We start from the raw sequence: 21,297 nt of genomic DNA on the forward strand, positions 1-21,297 counted from the left end.
CGGCCGCCGCGAACGGCCGGGTCGCCGGTTACCGCGACGGCAGGGAGAAGGTGAAGCGCGCGCCGGCACCGGGCGCGCTTTCCACCGTCAGGTCTCCACCCATCGCGCGGGCGAGCCGCCGGGCGATGTAGAGCCCCAGGCCGCTGCCGCTGGGCTCGGCCGGATCGATGCGGACGAACTTGTCGAAGATCCGTGCCTGGTCTTCTTCCGCAATCCCCCGCCCCTCATCGGCTACGATCGCCATCGCGCGGTCCTGCTGCCGGGACACGGATACCACCACGGTGGCGCCGCGCGGTGAGTAGCGCACCGCATTGCCGACCAGGTTCACGAGGATCTGGAGCGTGCGCCTGAACTCGCCCGTGGCGGGCACGTGCTCCTCGGGCTCAGGCCGGGCGATCCGTACCTCGGCATCGGCCGCACGCACCACCAGCAGACCCGCGGCGCGACGGGCAACGTCCGCAAGGTCGATCGGCTCCGCCGCGACCGTGAAGTCCGGCCGCTCGATTGCCTGGAGGTCTGCGAGATCGTCAATCAGCCCGAGGAGATGCCTCCCGGCGCTCGCGATGTCCGCGGCATAGTCCACATATTGCGGGTCGAGCGGGCCTTCCACCTGCGCGTTCATCGCGTCGGCGCGACCGACGATCCGCCCGATCGCCGGCCGAAGCGCCTGGTCCAGCTGGGTCACGAAGGTCTCGCTCAGCGCCGGTTCCTCGGCGTCGCGGGCGACGGCGACACCGCCGACGAAGCCGGCAAAGTCCCCGGCGGCATCATGACGCGCCAGGGCGGTGAGCAGCACCGGCGTGCCGCGCGGCTCCAGCCGCACCGGCAGGGCGCTCACATCCTCCCGGGCTGACAGCACCTGATCCAGCGATGCGCTCTCGGTGGCGAAGAGACGCGCGAGCGGCTGCGCCAGCATTGCGGATATGTCCACGCCTGCGTGCGCGGCACGCGGATCGATCATGGTAAGGCGGAGGTGTGGATCCGCTTCCCACGTCCAGTCGGCCGCGCCGGGGGGCAGCATGCGCGTCCGTCCACCCCGTCGCTCGCCGGCGGCCCGCTCCTGCATGTCGGAAAGGTCAAGCGCGATCCCGCGTTCGTCAGGTCGCCCGCGAACCCAGCAGTCGAGGTCCGCATCGCCATCGGCCAGCGTCACCCGCCGCGCCACCGGGATGCCCAGGCGGCGGACCAGCCGCGCCACGGTAGCGAGCGGCGGCAGCGCGAGCAGCGCCCCGCGCTCCCCGCCGGCCTGCGCGTTGAGCGCCAGGAACTCCGCATCGCCGTCGACCAGGCGGCCCTCCGCGTCCAGCCGCGCGGCGAGGATCGGCGACCCGCTCACGACTGCGCCGAACGGGCCAGGTTGCGCTGCGCGCTGCGAAACTCAGGGGGCAGCCGGAGCGAACTCATGGCCGCCTCCGCGGCATCCGGATCGATCCCCATGATCGTGTCCAGCTGCTCGGCAAAGGCTTCCACGTCGCGCCGGGGATCGCCTTCGCACAGCAGCAGCCCGATTCGTGCGATCGTCGCGCGATCGAGACCCAATGCGCGCAGCACCACCCACAGGCGGTCGCCCGACGGATCGAGGGCGATCATCAGCGCGTCGGCGGGGGCGAGGCGCGCGGCATGCGTCAGCGCGGCGACGAACAGCACCGGCCGCGCATCCGCCAAGGCCTCGATCAGCAGACCGCCCAACTCTTCCGGCCGCGCATCGATGGCGACGACCAGGCGGTGAGCCAGCGCCCGCACCGTGGTCGCCTCGTCATGCGCAGCCAGGCTGCGGGTAGCGCCCTCGACCAGCGCGCGCGCGCCTTCGGGAGACCGCTCGTGCAGCGCCGCGGCCACCCACCATGCGAGCCGGGCATGGACGGCGGCGGGCAATGCATCCGCGCCGTCGGATCGCGCGCGATTGATCGCGGCAAGCAGCGCGGATGCGGCGGACGCCACCACGCCGTCCCGCACCGAGCACAGCCGCACCAGCAGGTCCGACCGTTCGGACTGCGGCACGCCGACCGCGAGCGCCGCGGCCATCACGTCCAGCCGCGCCACGCCGATCAGGTGCTCGCCAAGGTCATGATCGCGCAGCAGCCCGGATTCGACCAATCGGTCATGGACCCCGCCGGGCGGCGCTGTCCCGGTCTGGCGCGCGGCATAGGCGAGGATCGCCTGCTCGATCCCCTCGACCGCGCCGGCAAGCAGCGTCGCCATCCGCACGCGAACACGGTCGTCCAGCCGGTCGTCCTCGCCCAGGAAGAAGTCCGCGATTGCGGCCTCGATGCGGAACGCGTCCTGCGCCAGCGCGCGCGCAAGACGCGTGGACAGGGCGTCGGAGGGGCGAGCCTGGCTTTCCGGAACGGACGACATCGCGACGCGCCTAGCGCACGCCTTCTTAAAACGCCGCTAAATCCCGCCGCGCCGCCGCTCGATCATCGCCGCCAGCGTCACCGCCGCATATCCGCCTGCGATCATCAGCGCCACGCTCGGTGCCTGCGCCAGCGCTCCCAACGCCACCAGCACCAGCGCCCCGCCAGTGCCGCCATGCCAAAGCGGCGGCGCCTCATCGCGTGTCGCCTGTTCGGCCAGCGCCACCGCTACCGACAGGGCAACTGCCGTCACCAATCCGGCATCGCCTGCGGTTGCCTGATCCACGCCATGACCGAGCACCAGGAAAGCGAGGATCGGCACGCCCAGAATCATCGCTTCCAACCCGGCATCGAGCACCGGTTCGTCGCGCATCTCCGCCAGGACGCGCCCGGCCGAGGCGCCGATCACCGCAACCAGCGCGGCCGTCAGCCCCAGCACCGGCTGGCCGGACCAGAGCGCGAGCAGCCCGCCCAACCCGGCCGCCGCCACGCCCGCGGCGAGCGGCACCGTGCCGATCCCGCGCCCGAGCATCAGCGACAGCGCCGGCCGGGCGAGCGGCGCGACGATCCAGCGATCGAACCAGCCGCTGCGCGCCGTCAGGCTGCGGTCCATCATCACGCGGTTCAGCGCCTCGAGCGCGCCGGCATTGCGCTGGACGCCGTGGCCGGCGCTCTCCGCCGGGCGGAGCGGCACCCGCGCCGCACCGGCCTGGGCAAGCGAGCGCAGCAGGGTGGACTGCACGTCATAGTCACGCGGCATCGCGGCCACCTCGGCCAGCCGGTCGGGAATCAGCCGAGCGATACCTGCCCAGGACAGTCCTTCACCGACCCGCTCCAGCCCCGGCGCGGACAGGCCGGGTTCGAGCACCAGCAGCGCGTCGCCATCACCGTCGGCCAGTCGCGCCACCGCGGACTCGCCCGTGACCAGCCCGTCGGCGATCATGAGGATACGGGCGAGCGGATGCATCTTGGCGACCGCCTCGCCGGCGGTACGAACCGCGTCCACCGTGCAGCCGCGCCGGCCGATCCGCGCGACCGCGCCCAGCAGTTCGGGCGTCAGCCGCCCGACAACCACCACCACCTGGGAGGCTCCGGCCTGCTGGAGCAGGCGCGCCTGATATTCGAGCAGCGTGACACCACCAAAGGGCAAGGTCGCGGCAAGCGCGCTTGCGCCGTCCTCGGCGTCTTGGATCGCGAACAGCAGGCCGGCGAGCATCGCGATGCTGTTAGGGATCAAGGCGGTGAATGCAAAGGCCGGGATATCCGGCTCCGCCCGGCCGTTCCAACGCCATGGACGACGGACACGAATTGGTTGCCGCAGTACGGAGCGCCGCGCAGGCGCACAGCCTCACCTGGGAAGCGATGGTGCCGGACCAGTTCACCGTGAACCTCGGCGCCGAAGCCGCGGAAGAGGCGGCCTATGCCGAGATGGCCCGCCGCAAGCGCGCGCTGCGCGATCATATCTGCGACACCTACGGCATCTCGATCCGGGAGTTAACCAGCCTCGCCTTGCCCTGAACGGTTGCAAAGCGCGCGGCCCGGCGCAACACGCGCGCGATGCTCGTCAAGATCTGCGGCCTGTCCACGCCTGAGACGGTCGATGCGGCGGTGCGCCACGGCGCCAGCCATGTCGGCTTCGTTTTTTTCCCGCCCTCGCCGCGCGATCTCGCGCCGGAGCAGGCGGCGGCGCTGGCGCAGCGCCTTCCCGCGCATGTCCGCAGCGTCGGCGTCTTCGTCGATCCCGAGCCCGCATTGGTCGAACGCGCGATCACGGCGGCGCGGCTCTCCGCAATCCAGCTCCACCGCACCACGGCGGAGAAGACGGCGCATCTGCGCAGCCGCATCGGCGTGGAGACCTGGGCCGCCATCGCCGTGAAGACGCGCGCGGACCTGGACGCAGCGCAAGCTTTCGCCGATGCCGCCGATCGCCTGGTCTATGACGCCAAGACCCCTGATGGCGCGGCGCTTCCCGGCGGCATGGGCCTGCGCTTCGACTGGGCACTGCTCGATGGCGCGCGCCACCCCCTTCCCTGGGCGCTCTCGGGCGGGCTGGACATGGACAATGTCGCCAAGGCGATCCGCCGTACCGGCGCGCCGATGGTGGACGTCTCCTCAGGCGTGGAAGGCGCGCCGGGCGTCAAGGACGTGGACAAGATCGCCGCTTTCCTTCAGTCCGCGCGCCGATGAACGCCCCCAACACCTATCGCGCTTTCCCGGACGAGCGCGGCCATTTCGGCGAATTCGGCGGCCGCTACGTCGCCGAGACGCTGATGCCGCTGATCCTCGATCTGGAGCGCGAATATCGCGCCGCCAAGGCGGACCCGACCTTTCAGGCGCAGTTCGACGACCTGCTGGAACATTACGTCGGCCGCCCCTCTCCGCTCTATTATGCCGAGCGGCTGACCGAAGCGCTGCGCGAGAACGCGCCCGACGGAATGGGCGCACAGATCTGGTTCAAGCGCGACGAGCTCAACCACACCGGCGCGCACAAGATCAACAATTGCATCGGCCAGATCCTGCTGGCGATGCGGATGGGCAAGACGCGGATCATCGCCGAAACCGGCGCGGGCCAGCACGGCGTCGCCACCGCCACCGTCTGCGCGCGCTTCGGCCTGCCCTGCGTGATCTACATGGGCGCCAAGGATGTCGAGCGGCAGGCGCCGAATGTCTTTCGCATGAAGCTGTTAGGGGCGGAAGTTCGTGCGGTGACGTCGGGCGCGAACACGCTCAAGGACGCGATGAACGAGGCGCTGCGCGACTGGGTCGCCAACGTTCACGACACGTTCTACATCATCGGCACCGCCGCCGGGCCGCACCCCTATCCCGAGCTGGTCCGCGACTTTCAGAGCGTGATCGGCCGCGAGGCGCGCGAACAGATGCTCAGCCGAACCGGCCGCCTTCCCGACCTGCTGGTCGCGGCGATCGGCGGCGGCTCCAACGCGATCGGGCTGTTCCACCCCTTCCTCGACGATGCCGACGTGGCGATGCTAGGCGTCGAGGCGGCGGGTGAAGGGCTCGACCGCAAGCATGCCGCGTCGCTCGCGGGCGGCTTTCCCGGCGTGCTCCACGGCAACCGCACCTATCTGCTCCAGGACGAGGACGGCCAGATCGCGGAGGCGCATTCGATCAGCGCCGGCCTCGACTATCCGGGCATCGGCCCCGAGCATTCGTGGCTCAAGGAGATCGGCCGCGTCGATTACACCGCCGTCACCGATGCCGAGGCCCTCGACGCCTTCCAGCTGCTGTGCCGGACCGAGGGGATCATCCCCGCGTTGGAGCCTTCGCACGCGATCGCAGCCGTGACCCGCAAGGCCCGAGAAATGCGGCAGGACCAGGTGATCCTCGCCAACCTGTGCGGGCGCGGCGACAAGGACATCTTCACCGTCGCCGACGCGCTGGGGGTGGCGATATGATGTTCAGAGGAGGCGGCGATATCCAGCAGCCGCAAGTGGCATGGCGACGATCTACCGCTTGGGAGGCGTTCCAGACTGGCTGCTGCGTCTTCACAATCACAGCCGCAATTCACGTGTTCTACCATCTCTTTGTGGGGGGTGAGGCGACGTATGGACGCGCATTCTTCTATGCGTCGTGCGCCGGTGTTGGCTACGGCATCGCTAGTCTAGTCTTTAAGTCTCGCATGGTTGTTCTTCGATGACACGTCTCGGCGCCGCTTTCCCGGCTAACCGGGCCGCCCTCGTCACCTTCGTCACCGCCGGTGACGGCGACACAGCCGCGATCCTCGATGCGCTCGTCGCCGGCGGCGCCGACGTGATCGAGCTCGGCATGCCCTTCACCGATCCGATGGCGGACGGTCCCGCCATCCAGGCGGCCAACATCCGCAGCCTCGAAGCGGGGACCACAACCGCGGATATCCTCGGGATCGCCAAGGGTTTTCGCGCCCGTCACCCGGGCGTGCCGCTGGTGCTGATGGGCTATGCCAATCCGATGCTCCGCCGCGGTCCCGACTGGTTCGCCGCCGCCGCGCGCGACGCGGGCGTCGATGGCGTGATCTGCGTCGACGTGCCGCCCGAGGAGGACGATGCGCTCGGCCCGGCGCTGCGCGGCGCGGGCATCGCGCCGATCCGTCTCGCCACGCCCACCACCGATGCGGCGCGCCTGCCGGCCGTGCTCGCCAACGCGGGCGGGTTCCTCTATTACGTCTCCGTCGCCGGGATCACCGGCCTCCAGCAGGCCGCGCAGGCCTCGATCGAGGACGCGGTCGCCCGGCTCAAGGCCGCCACCGACTTGCCCGTCGCGGTCGGCTTCGGCGTGCGCACCCCGGATCAGGCCGCGGCGATCGCGCGCGTGGCGGACGGCGTCGTGGTCGGCTCCGCGATCGTCGAGTTGGTCGGCGCCCACGGCGCCGATGCGCCCGAAAAGGTGCGCACCTATGTTGCAACCCTCGCGGCCGCGATCCGCGCCGCCCGGAAGGACTGACGATGACCTGGCTTTCCAGTGTCCGCAACGCTTTATCTCTGGTCGTTCCGATCAAGAAGGAGGTTCCCGACAACCTCTGGCACAAGTGCCGCGGCTGCGGGCAGATGATCTTCTCGCGCGAGCTTGAGGAGAATCTGTACGTTTGCCCGAAGTGCGACCACCACGAACGCATCGGTCCCAAGCAGCGCTTCGACCAGCTGTTCGACGAGGGGAGCATCACCCTCCTCCCACCGCCGCGCGTGCCCGAGGATCCGCTGAAGTTCCGCGATTCGAAGCGCTACGCCGATCGCCTCAAGGCGGCGCGCACCGCCACCGAGGAGCAGGACGCCTTCACCAACGCCCGCGGCACGATCGACGGCCATGCGGTGGTGATCGGCGTGCAGGATTTCGCCTTCATGGGCGGATCGATGGGCCAGGCGGTGGGCGAGGCGTTCGTCGCCGGCGTCGAGGCGGCGATCGCCGCGCGCTGCCCGTACATCGTCTTCACCGCGAGCGGCGGCGCGCGCATGCAGGAAGGCATCCTCAGCCTGATGCAGATGCCGCGCTCCACCGTGGCGATCCAGATGCTCCACGACGCCGGCCTGCCCTATATCGTCGTCCTCACCGATCCCACGTCGGGCGGGGTGATGGCGGCCTATGCGATGCTGGGCGACGTGCAGATCGCCGAGCCGCGCGCCACCCTCGCCTTCACCGGCCGCCGCGTGATCGAGAACACCATCCGCGAGAAGCTGCCCGACGATTTCCAGACCAGCGAATATTATCTGGAGCACGGCCTGATCGACATGGTCGTCCACCGCCGCGACCTGCGCGCCCGACTGGCGACGGTGATCGGATATTTGTGCGCGGAGAAGGCCGCGGCCTGAGCCGGCGGCGATGCCCGACCATGCCGTGTCCGCGCACCCCGGGGTGCAGGCGCAGCTCGACCGCCTCTGGTCGCTGTCGCCCGGCGCTGACGTGCTCGGGCTGGAGCGGATCACCCGCCTGCTCGCGCGGCTCGGTGATCCGCATCACCACCTGGCGCCGGTGTTCCACGTCGCCGGCACCAACGGGAAGGGCTCGACCTGTGCCTTCCTGCGCGCGATGCTGGAGGCGGCGGGGCACCGCGTCCATGTCTACACCAGCCCGCACCTCGTCCGCTTCAACGAGCGGATCCGCCTCGCCGGCACGCTGATCGATGACGACGCGCTCGCCGCCTTGCTTTCGGAAGTGCTCGACGCCGGCGGGGACCTTGGCGCCAGCTTCTTCGAGGTCACCACCGCCGCCGCCTTCCTCGCCTTCTCGCGCGTGCCCGCCGACGCCTGCGTGATCGAGGTCGGGCTCGGCGGGCGGCTCGATGCGACCAACGTCCTTGCCTCGCCGGTCGCCTGCGGCATCGCGGCGTTGGGGATCGATCACGAGGCGTTCCTGCTTGCGGAAGAAGCGGGCACGCCGAAGGCGCCGCTCGACCGGATCGGCTTCGAAAAGGCCGGGATCGCCAAGCCGGGCGTGCCGCTGGTCATTCAGGCCTATCCGCCCAGCGTCATCGCAACGATCGAGGCGGTCGCGGCCGAACGCGAAGCGCCCATCGTGGCGCGCGGCAGCGATTGGGACGTCGCCGGATCGGGCGACATACTCGTCTACACCGACGCGAACGGCAGGCTCGATCTACCCCTTCCGCGGCTGCCCGGCGCGCATCAGACGGCGAACGCCGGGCTGGCGGTGGCGATACTCCGCAGACAGGAGGTGCTCCGTATACCGGAAGCAGCCTTCGCCGAGGGCATGACGAGTGCCGCCTGGCCTGCGCGGCTCCAGCGGCTCTCCCCGGGCCCGCTCACCGTTCCGCTGCCGCCCGGCGTTGCCGTATGGCTCGATGGCGGGCACAATCCCTCCGCGGGCGAAGCGATCGCCCACGCGCTGCCGCACATCGCAGGCGAGCGGCTGGCAGTGGTGCTGGGCATGCTTGCCAACAAGGACGCTGCCGGATTCCTCGCGCCGTTTGCCGGATCGATCAAGACGCTGATCGCGGTACCGGTTAGCAGCCACGTGTATCATGCTCCCCAAAGCCTCGCGGAACTGGCCAGTTCGCTTGGAGTGGCGCGCACGGGCGAAGCGGATGCTTTCGACACGGCCTTGGCCGACCTCGCCAGGGCGGAGGAGCCGCCTTCGACCGTCCTGATCGCCGGCTCTCTCTACCTGGCCGGTGAGGTGCTGCGTGCGAACGACGAACCGCCGGACTGACCCATAATTCTGCGATTGACTTGCAATAGCGCGTCCGCGACGATGCTCCTCGCCAACAGGAGTCGTTCCCGCATGACCACGCAGCCCAAGCAGCTCGCCGCCATCGGTACCCTGCCCCATGCGCTGCCCGCCTGCGCCAATGCCCGGCTCGCGCTGTTCGCGCTCCGGCGGATCGGCGCCAACGGACTGGCCGACGCCGGCGCGGCACACGCGATGTTCACCGCCTTTGGCGAGGGCTTCCGCCGCCCGCTGATCCTGCTCCGCGCGCTGATGGCGGACATCGCCGCTTCCGCCGGCGGCACGATCGCGATCGCGCCCTGCTGCTGCTCGCGCATGACCACCGCCGAAGCGGCGCTGCTCACCATATTGTCGCGGGTCGAGACCGCGCCTGAGGCGGCGCGGCTGCTGATGGCGGACCTGCTCGGCCAGCGCCGGGTGGACGGCGTGCTCGCCAGCGCCGCCGCGGTCGCCGCCGCCTTCGCCGACGAAGGCCGGCCGGTCGCTGCCTAGCGCTCCGTTCCGGCGCTGCCGATCGACCGGTCGACCAGGCCCGAGCGCATCATCCACCAGAACAGCGCCACGCCGGGCAGCGCAAGCAATGTGGTGAGCAGGTAGAAGTTCACATATCCCACCGAATCGATCATCGCACCCGCGGTGGTGCCGGTGACCACGCGCCCCACCACGCTGGCCGCTGCCGAGATCAGCGCATATTGCGCTGCGGTGAAGCGCAGGTCGGTGAGCGCCGAGAAATAGGCCACCACCACCACGCCGCCGAAGCCGCTCGCCAGATTCTCGAAGCCGATCGCGCCCGCCATGCCGATGTTCGAGTGGCCCGCTGCCGCGAGGCCCGCAAAGCTGAGATTGGAGATCGCCATCAGCACCAGCGCGAGCAACACCGAACGCTTCATGCCCAGTCGCGCATAGAGCACGCCGCCGATGAAGATGCCGGCGAGATACGCGAGGAAGCCGAGCCACACATCGTAGAAGGCGATCTCGTCATTGCTGAAGCCAAGATCGTCGAACAGCAGCCGGAAGGTCAGGTTCGCCAGCGTGTCGCCGATCTTGTGGACGAGGATGAAGACGAGGACGATCAGCGCGCCCTCGCGCGCGAAGAACTGGACGAAGGGTCCCCAAACTGCACGCATTGCGGTGGCGAGGCCGCGGCGCGCGGCGGGTTCACGGTGGCGGTGCGGCTCGCCGATCACCAGCCCGGCGATCATCGCCGGCAGCGCAAAGCTCGCGCAGGCGAGATAGGCGATCTCCCAGCCAATCCGCGCAGCGATCACCAGGGCCAGGGCGCCGGCCGTGGCCGATCCGATCCGCCAGCCATATTGGCTCATGCCCGAGCCGACGCCGAGCTGGCGCGGTTCCAGGATCTCGATGCGATAGCCATCGATCACGATGTCGAAGGTCGCACCCGCGATGCCAACCAGAATCGCGGCGAGCGCGGTGGCGCGCAGGTCCGCTGCGGGATCGACCATGGCAAGGTTCGCCACTGCCGCGATCACCAGCACGCCGGCCACCAGCAACCAGGAGACGCGCTGCCCGAGCCGCGACAGCAGCGGGACCGGCACCCCATCGACTATCCAGGCCCACAGCCATTTCAGATTGTAGACCAGAAAGGCGAGACTGAACGCGGTGACCGTCTTCTTGTCGATGCCGTCTTGCGCCAGGCGCGTCGTCAGCGTCGCCCCGATCATGGCGAATGGAAAACCGGAGGAAATGCCAAGCGCCAGCGAGGCGAGCGGCGCGCGCTCCAGATACGGCCGCAGCCCGTCGCGCAAGCTCAGCGCCGCCTGATCCATCTCGTCCCTTGCTCCCGGCCCCATTTGCGTGGACACTAGCCGCAAATCACGGAGAGGATAGCCCATGAACGTCATGGCACCACCGCGCCTCGCGCCCACGCAGGGGCAGCTGGAGCTCGCCGCACGGCTGGCCGAGGGCGGCACCGCCCGCGAACCGCGAATCAGCTATGTGGAGGCCGCCGCCTACACCTCGGCTGATCGGCATGCCGCCGAGCAGGCGCGCGTCTTCACGCAGGTGCCGCTGGTGATCGCCCCCTCCGCGCTGCTGCCCGAGCCAGGGATGGCGGTGCCGCACGACGGCTTCGGCAAGCCGCTGCTGATCACGCGCGACAAGACGGGCAAGGCGCACGTCTTCCTCAACGTCTGCCGTCATCGCGGCACCCGGCTGGTCGAGGGCGGCGAGCCGGTCTGCCAGCCGCGGCTCGTCTGCCCCTATCACGCCTGGGCCTATGCGCTGGATGGTCGCCTCGCCGGGCTGCCGCGCGGCGAGACCTTCCCCGGACTCGACAAGGCGGACTATACGCTGGCCGAGCTGCCCAGCCTGGAGGCGGGCGGGCTGATCTGGTTCAGCTTCTCCCAGGACGCGGACTTCGGCCATGCCGCCACGCTGGGCAGCGACTTCGACGCCTTTGGCCTCGCAGGGCTCCACCTGTTCCGCCGCCGCACCCACGATGTCGCGTCCAACTGGAAGCTGGTGATGGACGCCTTCCTGGAGAGCTATCACGTCTCGCGCCTGCACGCCGCCACGATCGGCCCGTTCTTCAAGGACGGGGTCGCCACCGCAGACACGATCGGCCCGCACCAGCGCTCCGCGGTCGGGCGGGACGTCGACGAGGCGGCGGTGCGTGCAGGCGACTGGCCGACGCTCCGCTCGGCGATCACCTATACCTATCAGATGTTTCCCGGCACCGTGCTGATCGTCAGCCCGGACTATGTGAATCTGATGGTGCTCATGCCCCAGGCGCACGATCGCGTGCTGGTGGAGGATTTCATGCTGATTCCCGAGCCGCCGCAGACCGACAAGGCGCTGCGACATTGGGAGAAGAGCTGGGCGCTGCTCGACGGCGGCGTCTTTGGCGCCGAAGATTTCCGCGCCGCCGCGCTCGGGCAGGAGGGGCTGCAATCGGGCGCGGTCGATCGGGTCACGCTCGGCACGCTGGAGGCCGGCATCCGTGCCTTCCACGACGAGGTGGAAGCGCGACTCTAGCCGCCGAACAGGCGGAACCCGTCCGGCAGGCGCCGCGGCGTGCGCCCGCCGAGACGCGCATCGATTGCGGTGATCGCCGCCAGCAGGTCGCGCTGGGCGAACGGCTTCGACAGGCACCCGGCTGCCAGCGCCTCCGCCTCGGGCGGGCACCCACCGGTGACGAACAGCACCGGAATGCCGCGCCCATGCGCCGCGCGCGCCACCTCCACCCCGCTGCCATCGGCGAGGTCGACATCTGCGAGGACCAGGTCGATCGCCTGCCCGTCGCCTACCAGCGCCACCGCCTCGGTGACCCGATCCACGGTGGCGACCACCTCATAGCCCTCGTCGGACAGCAGGTGCTCGGTATCGAAGGCAATCAGCGGCTCATCCTCGACGATGAGGAGCCGCGTGATCCGTCGTGTCTTCTTCCCGAACAGCGCCATGGTCGTCAGCGGCCTCGTTACGCCTTCGTGCCTAAACGCCCGCCCTGCCCTTCGGTCGCAAAGTTTTCTTTACAGGGCACAACGCGCTTATAGGCGGGCGATGGCCGTTCCCACCCACCGTATCGCCAAGCTGCTTGCCCGCGCCGGCGTCGCCTCCCGTCGCGAGATCGAGCGCATGATCGCCGAGGGCCGCGTCGCGCTGCGCGGCACCCCGATCGACACGCCCGCCACGCTGCTGCCCTCGCTCGACGGCGTCACCGTCGACGGCAATCCCGTGGCGGAGCCCGAGCCTGCGCGGCTGTTCCTCTACCACAAGCCATCCGGCCTGCTCACCACCGAGCGTGACCCGCGCGGCCGCCCGACGATCTACGACCGGTTGCCGACGGCGCTGCCGCGCGTGATGCCGGTCGGTCGGCTCGATCTCTCCACCGAAGGGCTGCTGCTGCTCACCACCGACGGCGGGCTCAAGCGGACGCTGGAACTGCCCGCCACCGGCGTGGAGCGCAGCTATCGCGCGCGCGCCTATGGCGCGGTGTCGCAGGAAGCGCTGGAGAGTCTGGTCGAGGGGATCGAGATCGACGGCGTCCGCTACGGCTCCATCGACGCCAACCTGGAGCGGCGCACCGGCGCCAACACGTGGATCGAGCTGACGCTGACCGAGGGCAAGAATCGCGAGGTGCGCCGCGTGCTGGAGCATCTCGGCCTCAAGGTCAGCCGGCTGATCCGCACGCGCTACGGCCCCTTCCACCTCGGCGACATGCCGGCGGGCGAGGTGGTCGAGGTGCGCCGCCATGATGTCGAGTCGCTCGCCGCCAACCCGCGCCGCAAGGACCTGCCCCAGCCGCGTCGCCGCGCGCCGGCTCCAGCCAAGCCGATTGTAGAGAAACCAGCGCCGGTGAAGGCGGCAGCGCCGAAAGCGGCGGGGAAGCCGAAACGCCCGGAAGGCAAGGTCGTCCGCAAGCGTGCCGACGGCAGCCTGGCCGTCCGCGGTGGCGAGCGCCGCGCCGCGCGCGCCAAAGCGTTTCGCGGCGACGCGCCGCGCACGCCCGGCAAGCGCTGATGCGGATCATCGCCGGGCAGTGGCGCGGTCGGCCGCTCGCCGCGCCCAAGGGGGAGGCGACCCGACCGACCGCCGACCGGGTGCGCGAGGCCTTGTTCTCGATGCTGGCGAACCGCGTCGGCAGCTTCGAGGGTCTGGCGGTGGCGGACCTGTTCGCCGGCTCGGGCGCGCTGGGGCTGGAGGCGCTGTCGCGCGGCGCCGCCTCCTGCCAGTTCGTCGAACAGGATCGGGCGGCGCTCGACGCGCTCAAGGCGAACATCGCCAAGCTCGGCGCGGCGGGAACCAGCGTGCGCCCGATCTCGGTGATGGCGCTCGGTCCCGTGCCGGCACCGGTCGACCTGATCCTGATGGATCCGCCTTATGGCACCGGCGCCGGCGCGGTGGCGCTCGATCGCCTCGCGCGGCTCGGCTGGATCGGCCCGGCGACCTGGGTAAGCATCGAGACCGCGCGTGACGAGCCGGTCGAGGTCGCCGGCTTCTTCGCCGAGCCGCCGCGCATCCATGGCGCCGCCCGGCTCACCCTGCTCCGTCGCGACTGACCCGATCGCCTCGGCCATGCGTTGAGCGGGCGAGGAGATCAGCGATGCCCGACAAAGACCTGCCGCCCGACAACGGCCTCCGCTCCCCCGGCACCCGGCCGGACGACACACCGACGCCCGATGCGGCCGGCACCGGGCCGGGCTATTCCGGCCAGGAATATGACCAGCCCGGCCAACGCGCCTGGCGCGAGGCCGATGGCGAGAGGCGCCTACCTGTGGATGGAGTGATCGGCTCGGGTGTCGGCGCGGGCGGTGGTGCGGCCGGCGAAGACCTCGACGAGGATGCGGCAGGTGGGAGTGGCAGCTAGCCGTTCACGGCTCCAGCACCGCCGCCTGCACACCCGCCCGTGGCCGTGACGCCAGCAGCGCCACCAGGCTCAGCCCCGCCGCGGCGCTGCCGTAAAGCCCCACCGCCCACAGGCCGAACCCTTGCGCCAGCGCCTGCGCGGCGAGCGGGGTAAGCCCGCCCCCGATCACCCCGGCGACGTTGAACGCCATCGACGCGCCGGTGTAGCGCACCCGCGCCGGGAACAGACCGGGCAGCCAGGCGCCCAGCGGCCCGTAGACGAACCCCATCAGCAGCAGGCTGAGCGCCAGATAGGCAAACACCAGCGCCAGCGACCCCGATCCCATCATCGGCTGCATCAGCCCGCCCGCCAGCACCACGCCCACGCAGCCGCCGGCGAGCACGCGCCGCTCGTCCCAGCGCGCGTCCGCCATCCAGGCCGAAACGTAGATGCCCACCGCCATGAACAGGATCGCGCCCAGCTGCGCCTGAAGCATCTGCTGCATCGAGAAGCCCAGCGTCTTGGTGCCGAAGCCCAGCGCGAAAGCGGTCGCGACATAATAGAGCGCGAAACAGGCGACCGCGCCGATCGTGCCGACCAGCGTGGCGCCCAGATGCCGGCGGAACAGCTCGGCCAGCGGCACCGCGGGCGGCAGCGCTTCCTTCAGCGAGGCGGCGAACTCGGGCGTCTCGGCGAGCTTGAGGCGGATCCACAGCCCCAGCCCGACCAGCAGCGCGCTGACCAGAAACGGGATACGCCAGCCCCAATCGCGGAACTGTTCGGGCGTCAGCCACACCCCAAGCAGCAGGAACAGCCCGTTGGCGGCGATGAACCCCGCCGGCGCCCCCATCTGCGGGGCGCAGCCATAGCGGGCGCGCCAGCCGGGCGGTGCATGCTCCACCGCCAGCAGCGCCGCGCCGCCCCATTCTCCGCCCAGGCCGAAGCCCTGGCCGAAGCGCAGCACGCACAAAGCGAACGGCGCCCAGAAGCCCGCCTGCGCATAGGTGGGCAGAAAGGCGATCAGCGTGGTGGAAAGCCCCATGGTCAGCAGGCTGGCGACCAGGGTGGACTTGCGGCCGATCCGGTCGCCGAAATGGCCGAAGAAGGCCGCGCCGATCGGCCGCGCGAAGAACGCCACCGCCAGCGTCGCGAAGCTCGCCAGCTGGCGCATGCTCTCCGCCTCGCCCGCAAAGAACAGCTCGCCGAACACCAGGCTGGCGGCGGTGGCGTAGATGTAGAAGTCGTAGAACTCGACACCCGTGCCGACGAAGCTGGCGAGGAGGACGCGGGTGTGGCTGGTGCGGCTGGTCATCCGCCCGCCCTAGTCCCGGCGCGGGCGATCCGACAATGTTTCGGCTGCGACATACTTTGCTGCGATCGGCGTAACATGCCCGCAAGATTGGTCCGCCACAGCCGCCCGGTCGCCGCTCCCCTGTCGGCGATCGTGTGCCGGGTGCCTCCCCCCTTCGCGCCCGGCCCCCGGACTACGGGGCGGCTCATTGGAGCCGCCCCGCCTTTTCAGCCGAGCGCCGCTACCTGCCCGAGTGCCTGGGCGAGCGCCGTATGCCGTTTCGCCACCGCCTCGCCGTAGAGCGGGCGGTCCGCCTCGGAGAGATGCAGCCGCAGCGCCTTGCCATCGCTGCTCAGCCGCGAGCGCTGGAGCGGCCCGGCCAGCCCCCCGCTCAGCCGCTGGCCCAGCCGCATCGCCAGGCCCCAGGCGACCGCGCGATCGAGCTGCGCCCGATCCGCCAGCGCGTTCAACGGCACGGGCGTGGTGATGTCGCCGCCCAGGCTGGTCCACAAGGCCTGCGCCAGCCGGGCGCGACCCGCGGCGTCGATCGCCACCCAATTGCCGTGCAGCGCAATCTCGACGCCCCGTTCGGCGCGGAAATCCGGGTTGGCGCGCCAGCCCACGTCGGCGAGGTGGCAGGCGGCCTCACGCAGCCGCGCCGCTTCGGCCGGCTCGCCTTCGAACAGCGGCGCGATCCATTCGTCCAGCAGCGCGCCATGTTCGGGGAAGCGCCCCGCGCGCTCGCCCTCGCTGCGCGTCGCCACCAGCAGCGGATCCTCGCGCCGCTCCGCCTCGTCGAGCGCCGCGTAGAGCAGTCCTTCCCGCAGCCCGAAGGCGGAGACGATCGTGCCGCTCGATTTCAGCTCGCGCACCAGCAAACCCAGCAGCGCCGCGGCATTGCCCAGCGTCGGGATGCGGCCGGACGAGATCCCCGGCACCGCCTTCAGCCGGCTCTTGGAGACGTGCGCGAGCGTGCGGCCGAGCCGGATGATCGTCTCGCCCGACATGGCATATTGGTGGATGATCGGCAGTGGATAGCCGATCACGTCCATGTCCAGCCGCGCGAGCGCACGCCACGAACCGCCGACCAGGTACAGAGGCAGGTCCTTGCCCCGCCCGCTCCATCCCGCCTCGGCCAGCATCCGCGCCACCGTGCGGGCGAGCCGACCGGTGCCGTCGCGCAACGCCTGGAGGCGCAGCACGCCCAGCGGAAACGAGACGCGATCGGTGATTGCGCCCGCCACCACGCGCACCAGCTCCAGGCTGCCGCCGCCCAGGTCGCCGACGATGCCATCCGCGTCGGGGATGCCGGACAGCACGCCCATGCCCGATGCGGTCGCCTCCTGCTCGCCCGACAGCAGCTCGACCGTCAGGCTTGACCGTTCGGCCAGCTCGATCAGCTCTGCCCCGTTGCTCGCATCGCGCACCGCCGCGGTCGCCACGGTGCGGACGCGATCGGCCTTCATCTCGCGCGCCAGGCCGGCGAAGCGCGCCAGCGCGGTGCCGGCGCTCGCCATCGCCTCGGCGTCGATCGTGCCGCTCTCGGCCAGCGAACGGCCTAGGCCCGCCAGCACCTTCTCGTTGAACAGGATCGCGGGCAGCCGCCGCGGCCCCTGGTAGACGACGAGGCGGATCGAGTTGGACCCGATGTCGATGATCGCGGTGCGCGGTTCGCTCACCCGCGGCGCCTCACGGAAAGGCGCGGAACTGCCCTTCCTGCATCAAGCGCGGCGCCGCGGCCGGACAGCGACGGGTTGGTCATGAAATAGCGATGCAGGTTGAACGGCGTCTCGCCGGGCTGATCGCGGATGTAGCTGCCATCCGGCTGGAGCTCCCAGCTCTGCTCGTCGTCCAGCAGGTTGGCGACCATCACCTGGTCCAGCACCTGCTCGTGCACCGTCGGATTGTCGATCGGCAGCAGATATTCGACGCGGCGGTCGAAGTTGCGCGGCATCCAGTCGGCCGAGGAGATCAGCACCACCGCGCCGTCGTTGGGCAAGTCCCGCCCGTTGCCGAACACCGCGATCCGGCTGTGCTCTAGGAAGCGGCCGATCACCGACTTTACCCGGATGTTCTCTGACATGCCGGGCACGCCGGGGCGCAGGCAGCAGATGCCCCGGATGATCAGGTCCACCTCCACGCCCGCGCCGCTCGCTTCGTACAGCTTCTCGATGATGAGCGGATCGACCAGGCTGTTCATCTTGGCCCACACCGCCGCCGGCTCTCCCGCGCGCGCGAAGCCGATCTCGCGGTCGATCAGCTCGATCAGGCGCGCGCGCAAGTCGCGCGGGCTCAGCGTCACCAGCTCCATGTCCTCCGGCTCGACATAGCCGGTGATGTAGTTGAACATCCGCGCCGCATCCCGGCCGGCGCGCGGGTCGGCGGTGAAGAAGCTCAGGTCCGTGTAGATGCGCGCGGTGATCGGGTGGTAGTTACCCGTGCCGAAATGGCAGTAGGTGCGGAACTGCCCGCCCTCGCGCCGCACCACCATCGCCACCTTGGCGTGGGTCTTCCAGTCGATGAAGCCATAGACCACCTGGACGCCCGCGCGCTCCAGTGCGCTCGCCCATTGCAGGTTCTGCTCCTCGTCGAAGCGCGCCTTGAGCTCCACCACTGCGGTGACCGACTTGCCCGCCTCCGCCGCGGCGATCAGCGCGTTGATCACCGCGGACTGCTTGCCCGCGCGATACAGCGTCTGCTTAATCGCCACCACGTCCGGGTCCGCCGCTGCCTGCTTCAAGAAGGCTAGCACCACGTCGAACGTCTCGTACGGGTGATGGACAACGATGTCCTTGGCACTGATCGCCGCGAAGCAATCGCCGCCGAACTCGCGGATCCGCTCGGGGAAGCGCGCGGCGAAGGGCGGGAACTTCAGGTCCGGCCGGTCCTCGTCGATCAGCAGCGACAGGTCCGCGATGCCCAGGAACGAGCCCGATTCGGTGGTGATCGCGTCGCTGCCCAGCTCCTCGCGCAGCACCTCGGCCAGCGCGTCGGGCATGCCCGTCTCCAGCTCCAGCCGGATCACCCGCCCGCGCCGCCGCCGCTTGATCGCATTGGCGAAGTAGCGGACCAGATCCTCCGCTTCTTCCTCGATCTCGATGTCGCTGTCGCGCAGGACTCGGAACTCGGCAGCGCCTTTCACCTCATAGCCGGGAAACAGCAGCCCCGAGAAGCGCTTCACGATCGATTCGACCGCCACATAGCGCGCGCGCGCGCCTGGCATCCGGACGAAGCGCGCCATCGGCGAGGGCAGCATCACCAGTTCGCGGATCGGCTCCCCATCCGAGCGGCGAACCAGGTCGAACATCACCGCCAGGCCCTTGTTGGGCATGAACGGGAACGGATGCGCGGGATCCAGCGCCTGCGGCGTCAACACCGGAAACAGCTGTTCCTTGAAAAAGGTCTCCAGCCAGCCGAGTTCCTCGGCGGAGAGCACCGCATCGACCTTGCTCGATCCCAGCACCTGGATGCCGGTATCGGCGAGCATGTGGCGAAGGTCGCGCCAGACCGATTCCTGGCTGGCGAGTAGGGCATCGGCGGCGGCGGTGATCGCGGCGAGCTGCTGGCTCGGAGTCAGCCCGTCCTGGGAGCGCGCTTCCACATCCTGGAGCAACTGCCCCTTCAACCCGGCGACACGGACCATGTAGAATTCGTCGATGTTCGATCCCGAGATCGACAGGAAGCGCAGCCGCTCCAGCAGCGGGTGCGCCGGGTTGCACGCCTCCTCCAGCACGCGCCGGTTGAAGGCGAGCCAGGAAAGCTCACGATTGAAGTAACGGTCGCCGGACGTCTTCTCGAACAGGTCGTCGTCGGCATCGATGCGGGCAAGATGGGCTGGGCGGGTCATGGTTCCTCGATCAACGCAGCGCGGGCCAGGACGGTCCGGGCGAGCGACACCGTCAGCCGTCGACGGCGGCCGAGCGCCTCCGCCTCCAGCGCATCTATCACGCGGATGACGGCGACGTGACTCCGCTCGATATGGCGGACCAGCCAGGCGATCAGGTCGTCGCGCGCGTCGAGCCCGCGCTTCAGGAAGCCGCGGCGCAACAGCGCCTCGACCAGCGCGTCGTCAGGAGCGCCGATCCGCGCCACCGGGCTGGCGCCGAGCCGCGAGCGTAGGTCGGGCAGGCGCACCGCCCATTCGGGCGGCGCCGCCTGCGCCACGATCACCAGCGGACGCCTGCCCTCTTGCGCCGCGTTCCAGGCGTGGAACAGCTCGCTTTCCGGCCGCGTGTCCGCATCGTCGAGCATTGCGCCGCCGCTCTTCGCCGCGAAAATCCGGGCGAGCAGGCTGCGGCCGGACTTGCGCGGGCCGACCAGCAGCGCGCTGCGCACCGGCCAGGTCGCCCAATGCTCCAGCAGCTGCACCGCCCCCGCGTTGGAGGCGGTCACCAGAAAGTCGTCGTCGCACGGGTCGTCTGGCCACACGAAGGGCAGCGCGATCTGGGTCATCCCGCGGTCGTGTTGTCCGCCTGGATGTCGGGCGGCAACAACTGCGGCGCACGGCGAATGCGCAGGGCAGTGCCACTGCCGAACACCTGCCAGCCGCGCGCCTCCAGCGCCTGGCGGAACGCTTCGGGCGGGCCGCCGTAGCTCACCGACATGATCGAGGTGCCGCCCAGCGCCAGGCTGTTGGTGGTGGCGCCGGAGACTCCCGGCACGCCACGCACCGCCGACTCGGTATTGGTCACCGCCGCCGCGCCGGGCGAGTCGAACTGGACCAGGATGGTGACCACCGCCGCGGTGCTCTCGGTCGCCAGCGTGTCCTCCGGCAGCGTTTCTTCGGTCTCTGTCGCCGCGGCCGGCGTCCAGGTCAGCCCCTTGTCGGTCGCCAGATAGCCGCTGCGCAGCGCCTGCTGGTACAGGTCGTCGATCCGCTGGACGCCGGTGTCGAGCAGTTGCGGCAGCCCGGCGGCCGAGGCGACGCGAAGCTTGAAGCTGCCCAGCATCCGGTTGTCGGGCCCGTGCCGCGCCTCGAACTCCGCCACCACCGGCCCGCCGGGCCATTGCCGCGCCAGCCGCACGGTCGGGATCAGCACGTCGACGCCGCCATATTGGCCCAGGACATGCCGCCACCATCCGCGCCCCGGCCGGCCGGTCTGCCCCAGGTTGAGCAGCAAGGCGTCCGGCCCGGTGCCGGTCGGCCGGATATAGTCGATCGTGCTGTTGCCGGTGCGGTAGCGCGCCCAGGCCTCCTGCCAGGCGGTGCGCGTCTCGAATACGCTGCCCGCTCCGCCTGACCATTGCAGCGGCAGCACCACCATGGCCGGCGAACGCGTCGAATAGCTGGCGATGCCGAGCAGCGCGCTCGCTCTGGTGCGATCGAACAGCACACCCAGCCGCGCGATATAGCGCGTCGGCGAAATTTGCTCGTTCTGGACGACGATGCCGGAGACGATCGCATCCAGCGTCCCGTCCGAAACGGCTGCGCCGCCGCCGCCCAGCCGTTTCGACAGCGCCGCCCAGGCCTTGCGCTGCGCGATCCGCCAGCCGCCCAGCCGCGCCGCGTCCGCGGTCTTGCCCGCGACATCGACGGTGATGTCGCTCACCTCATAGTCGCCCGAACTGTCGACCGGCGCGACGCCGCGGTCGCCGCCCTCGATCTGGGCGAACACGGTCCCCGCCACGCCGAGCGCGATCAGAAGGGCGATGGGGGCACGCAGACGCATAGG

The 21,297-nt window shown here is 70.2% G+C and carries 21 protein-coding genes; 11 read left to right on the forward strand and 10 right to left on the reverse strand.

What is annotated here, in order from left to right; genetic code table 11:
* Positions 1–28 precede the first annotated feature (28 nt).
* Genes ACFDTH_RS01775 through ACFDTH_RS01785 form a run of 3 tightly spaced genes read right to left on the reverse strand, consistent with a single transcriptional unit; the run spans position 29 to position 3,594 of the window.
* On the reverse strand, positions 29–1,336 hold the full coding sequence (locus ACFDTH_RS01775; protein ID WP_375285785.1) for a sensor histidine kinase: 1,308 nt from the start codon (positions 1,334–1,336) through the stop codon (positions 29–31).
* Positions 1,333–2,358 carry a hypothetical protein gene (locus ACFDTH_RS01780; RefSeq protein ID WP_375285786.1) on the reverse strand — a complete coding sequence of 342 codons (1,026 nt, stop codon included), beginning with the start codon at positions 2,356–2,358 and terminating at the stop codon, positions 1,333–1,335. The genes ACFDTH_RS01775 and ACFDTH_RS01780 overlap by 4 nt, the downstream gene beginning before the upstream one ends.
* Positions 2,359–2,394: 36 nt before the next feature.
* The gene (locus ACFDTH_RS01785; protein ID WP_375285787.1) at positions 2,395–3,594 is read right to left on the reverse strand and encodes a hypothetical protein; all 1,200 of its coding nucleotides are present in this window, start codon (positions 3,592–3,594) and stop codon (positions 2,395–2,397) included.
* 53 nt (positions 3,595–3,647) lie between these two features.
* Between ACFDTH_RS01785 and ACFDTH_RS01790 the strand changes: the two genes are divergently transcribed.
* The 7 genes from ACFDTH_RS01790 to ACFDTH_RS01820 all read left to right on the forward strand — a co-directional run bounded on the left by ACFDTH_RS01790 (position 3,648) and on the right by ACFDTH_RS01820 (position 9,521).
* Positions 3,648–3,875, forward strand: a complete 228-nt coding sequence (locus ACFDTH_RS01790) for a hypothetical protein (protein WP_375285788.1) — start codon at positions 3,648–3,650, stop codon at positions 3,873–3,875.
* Positions 3,876–3,914: 39 nt separating this feature from the next.
* Positions 3,915–4,544 (forward strand): phosphoribosylanthranilate isomerase, encoded by a 630-nt coding sequence (locus ACFDTH_RS01795; RefSeq protein ID WP_375285789.1) that lies wholly within the window; start codon positions 3,915–3,917, stop codon positions 4,542–4,544.
* Positions 4,541–5,770 carry a tryptophan synthase subunit beta gene (gene trpB / locus ACFDTH_RS01800; protein WP_375285790.1) on the forward strand — a complete coding sequence of 410 codons (1,230 nt, stop codon included), beginning with the start codon at positions 4,541–4,543 and terminating at the stop codon, positions 5,768–5,770. The genes ACFDTH_RS01795 and trpB overlap by 4 nt, the downstream gene beginning before the upstream one ends.
* Positions 5,771–6,008: 238 nt before the next feature.
* Positions 6,009–6,794 (forward strand): tryptophan synthase subunit alpha, encoded by a 786-nt coding sequence (gene trpA / locus ACFDTH_RS01805; protein WP_375285791.1) that lies wholly within the window; start codon positions 6,009–6,011, stop codon positions 6,792–6,794.
* Between the two features lie 2 nt (positions 6,795–6,796).
* A complete protein-coding gene (gene accD, locus ACFDTH_RS01810) occupies positions 6,797–7,657 on the forward strand; it encodes an acetyl-CoA carboxylase, carboxyltransferase subunit beta (protein WP_375285792.1) in 861 nt (286 codons plus the stop codon).
* 10 nt (positions 7,658–7,667) lie between these two features.
* A complete protein-coding gene (locus ACFDTH_RS01815; RefSeq protein ID WP_375285793.1) occupies positions 7,668–9,011 on the forward strand; it encodes a bifunctional folylpolyglutamate synthase/dihydrofolate synthase in 1,344 nt (447 codons plus the stop codon).
* 72 nt (positions 9,012–9,083) lie between these two features.
* A complete protein-coding gene (locus tag ACFDTH_RS01820; RefSeq protein ID WP_375285794.1) occupies positions 9,084–9,521 on the forward strand; it encodes a DUF6628 family protein in 438 nt (145 codons plus the stop codon).
* Here ACFDTH_RS01820 and ACFDTH_RS01825 read toward each other — a convergent pair.
* The gene (locus tag ACFDTH_RS01825; RefSeq protein ID WP_375285795.1) at positions 9,518–10,816 is read right to left on the reverse strand and encodes an MFS transporter; all 1,299 of its coding nucleotides are present in this window, start codon (positions 10,814–10,816) and stop codon (positions 9,518–9,520) included. The two genes, ACFDTH_RS01820 and ACFDTH_RS01825, sit on opposite strands and share 4 nt — an antisense overlap.
* A gap of 64 nt (positions 10,817–10,880) precedes the next feature.
* On the opposite strand from ACFDTH_RS01825, the gene ACFDTH_RS01830 reads away from it, so the two are divergent.
* A complete protein-coding gene (locus tag ACFDTH_RS01830) occupies positions 10,881–12,023 on the forward strand; it encodes an aromatic ring-hydroxylating dioxygenase subunit alpha (protein ID WP_375285796.1) in 1,143 nt (380 codons plus the stop codon).
* On the opposite strand, the gene ACFDTH_RS01835 is transcribed toward ACFDTH_RS01830, so the two are convergent.
* Entirely contained in the window at positions 12,020–12,448 is a 429-nt protein-coding gene (locus tag ACFDTH_RS01835; protein ID WP_375285797.1) for a response regulator, read from the reverse strand. The genes ACFDTH_RS01830 and ACFDTH_RS01835 overlap by 4 nt on opposite strands.
* A 100-nt stretch (positions 12,449–12,548) precedes the next feature.
* On the opposite strand from ACFDTH_RS01835, the gene ACFDTH_RS01840 reads away from it, so the two are divergent.
* From ACFDTH_RS01840 to ACFDTH_RS01850, 3 genes are read left to right on the forward strand one after another with little or no spacing between them, the layout of a single operon-like run.
* Positions 12,549–13,508 (forward strand): pseudouridine synthase, encoded by a 960-nt coding sequence (locus tag ACFDTH_RS01840; protein WP_375285798.1) that lies wholly within the window; start codon positions 12,549–12,551, stop codon positions 13,506–13,508.
* Positions 13,508–14,047: a 16S rRNA (guanine(966)-N(2))-methyltransferase RsmD gene (rsmD, locus tag ACFDTH_RS01845; RefSeq protein WP_375285799.1), complete on the forward strand. Its 540-nt coding sequence runs from the start codon at positions 13,508–13,510 to the stop codon at positions 14,045–14,047. The genes ACFDTH_RS01840 and rsmD overlap by 1 nt, the downstream gene beginning before the upstream one ends.
* Positions 14,048–14,091: 44 nt before the next feature.
* Positions 14,092–14,355 (forward strand): hypothetical protein, encoded by a 264-nt coding sequence (locus tag ACFDTH_RS01850; protein WP_375285800.1) that lies wholly within the window; start codon positions 14,092–14,094, stop codon positions 14,353–14,355.
* Between the two features lie 4 nt (positions 14,356–14,359).
* Here the strand turns inward: ACFDTH_RS01850 and ACFDTH_RS01855 are convergent, their stop codons facing one another.
* From ACFDTH_RS01855 to ACFDTH_RS01875, 5 genes are all read right to left on the reverse strand, one after another.
* Positions 14,360–15,646, reverse strand: coding sequence for an MFS transporter (locus ACFDTH_RS01855; RefSeq protein ID WP_375285801.1), 1,287 nt, complete (start codon positions 15,644–15,646; stop codon positions 14,360–14,362).
* Between the two features lie 206 nt (positions 15,647–15,852).
* On the reverse strand, positions 15,853–17,304 hold the full coding sequence (locus ACFDTH_RS01860) for a Ppx/GppA family phosphatase (protein WP_375285802.1): 1,452 nt from the start codon (positions 17,302–17,304) through the stop codon (positions 15,853–15,855).
* Positions 17,301–19,472, reverse strand: a complete 2,172-nt coding sequence (locus ACFDTH_RS01865; protein ID WP_375285803.1) for an RNA degradosome polyphosphate kinase — start codon at positions 19,470–19,472, stop codon at positions 17,301–17,303. The genes ACFDTH_RS01860 and ACFDTH_RS01865 overlap by 4 nt, the downstream gene beginning before the upstream one ends.
* Positions 19,469–20,077 (reverse strand): chromosomal replication initiator DnaA, encoded by a 609-nt coding sequence (locus ACFDTH_RS01870; protein WP_375285804.1) that lies wholly within the window; start codon positions 20,075–20,077, stop codon positions 19,469–19,471. The genes ACFDTH_RS01865 and ACFDTH_RS01870 overlap by 4 nt, the downstream gene beginning before the upstream one ends.
* A complete protein-coding gene (locus ACFDTH_RS01875) occupies positions 20,074–21,294 on the reverse strand; it encodes a heavy-metal-associated domain-containing protein (RefSeq protein ID WP_375285805.1) in 1,221 nt (406 codons plus the stop codon). The genes ACFDTH_RS01870 and ACFDTH_RS01875 overlap by 4 nt, the downstream gene beginning before the upstream one ends.
* Between the last annotated feature and the right edge of the window lie 3 nt (positions 21,295–21,297).

It is taken from the genome of Sphingomonas sp. (assembly GCF_042096255.1).
Lineage (GTDB): Bacteria > Pseudomonadota > Alphaproteobacteria > Sphingomonadales > Sphingomonadaceae > Sphingomonas.

What these genes read in the sequence shown, in the direction of transcription:
- ACFDTH_RS01780 (WP_375285786.1), bottom strand. Translation starts at nt 2,358, where the DNA reads ATGTCGTCCGTTCCGGAAAGCCAGGCTCGCCCCTCCGACGCCCTGTCC.
- ACFDTH_RS01790 (WP_375285788.1), top strand. Translation starts at nt 3,648, where the DNA reads ATGGACGACGGACACGAATTGGTTGCCGCAGTACGGAGCGCCGCGCAG.
- ACFDTH_RS01795 (WP_375285789.1), top strand. Translation starts at nt 3,915, where the DNA reads ATGCTCGTCAAGATCTGCGGCCTGTCCACGCCTGAGACGGTCGATGCG.
- trpB (WP_375285790.1), top strand. Translation starts at nt 4,541, where the DNA reads ATGAACGCCCCCAACACCTATCGCGCTTTCCCGGACGAGCGCGGCCAT.
- trpA (WP_375285791.1), top strand. Translation starts at nt 6,009, where the DNA reads ATGACACGTCTCGGCGCCGCTTTCCCGGCTAACCGGGCCGCCCTCGTC.
- accD (WP_375285792.1), top strand. Translation starts at nt 6,797, where the DNA reads ATGACCTGGCTTTCCAGTGTCCGCAACGCTTTATCTCTGGTCGTTCCG.
- ACFDTH_RS01815 (WP_375285793.1), top strand. Translation starts at nt 7,668, where the DNA reads ATGCCCGACCATGCCGTGTCCGCGCACCCCGGGGTGCAGGCGCAGCTC.
- ACFDTH_RS01820 (WP_375285794.1), top strand. Translation starts at nt 9,084, where the DNA reads ATGACCACGCAGCCCAAGCAGCTCGCCGCCATCGGTACCCTGCCCCAT.
- ACFDTH_RS01825 (WP_375285795.1), bottom strand. Translation starts at nt 10,816, where the DNA reads ATGGATCAGGCGGCGCTGAGCTTGCGCGACGGGCTGCGGCCGTATCTG.
- ACFDTH_RS01830 (WP_375285796.1), top strand. Translation starts at nt 10,881, where the DNA reads ATGAACGTCATGGCACCACCGCGCCTCGCGCCCACGCAGGGGCAGCTG.
- ACFDTH_RS01835 (WP_375285797.1), bottom strand. Translation starts at nt 12,448, where the DNA reads ATGGCGCTGTTCGGGAAGAAGACACGACGGATCACGCGGCTCCTCATC.
- ACFDTH_RS01840 (WP_375285798.1), top strand. Translation starts at nt 12,549, where the DNA reads ATGGCCGTTCCCACCCACCGTATCGCCAAGCTGCTTGCCCGCGCCGGC.
- rsmD (WP_375285799.1), top strand. Translation starts at nt 13,508, where the DNA reads ATGCGGATCATCGCCGGGCAGTGGCGCGGTCGGCCGCTCGCCGCGCCC.
- ACFDTH_RS01850 (WP_375285800.1), top strand. Translation starts at nt 14,092, where the DNA reads ATGCCCGACAAAGACCTGCCGCCCGACAACGGCCTCCGCTCCCCCGGC.
- ACFDTH_RS01855 (WP_375285801.1), bottom strand. Translation starts at nt 15,646, where the DNA reads ATGACCAGCCGCACCAGCCACACCCGCGTCCTCCTCGCCAGCTTCGTC.
- ACFDTH_RS01865 (WP_375285803.1), bottom strand. Translation starts at nt 19,472, where the DNA reads ATGACCCGCCCAGCCCATCTTGCCCGCATCGATGCCGACGACGACCTG.
- ACFDTH_RS01870 (WP_375285804.1), bottom strand. Translation starts at nt 20,077, where the DNA reads ATGACCCAGATCGCGCTGCCCTTCGTGTGGCCAGACGACCCGTGCGAC.
- ACFDTH_RS01875 (WP_375285805.1), bottom strand. Translation starts at nt 21,294, where the DNA reads ATGCGTCTGCGTGCCCCCATCGCCCTTCTGATCGCGCTCGGCGTGGCG.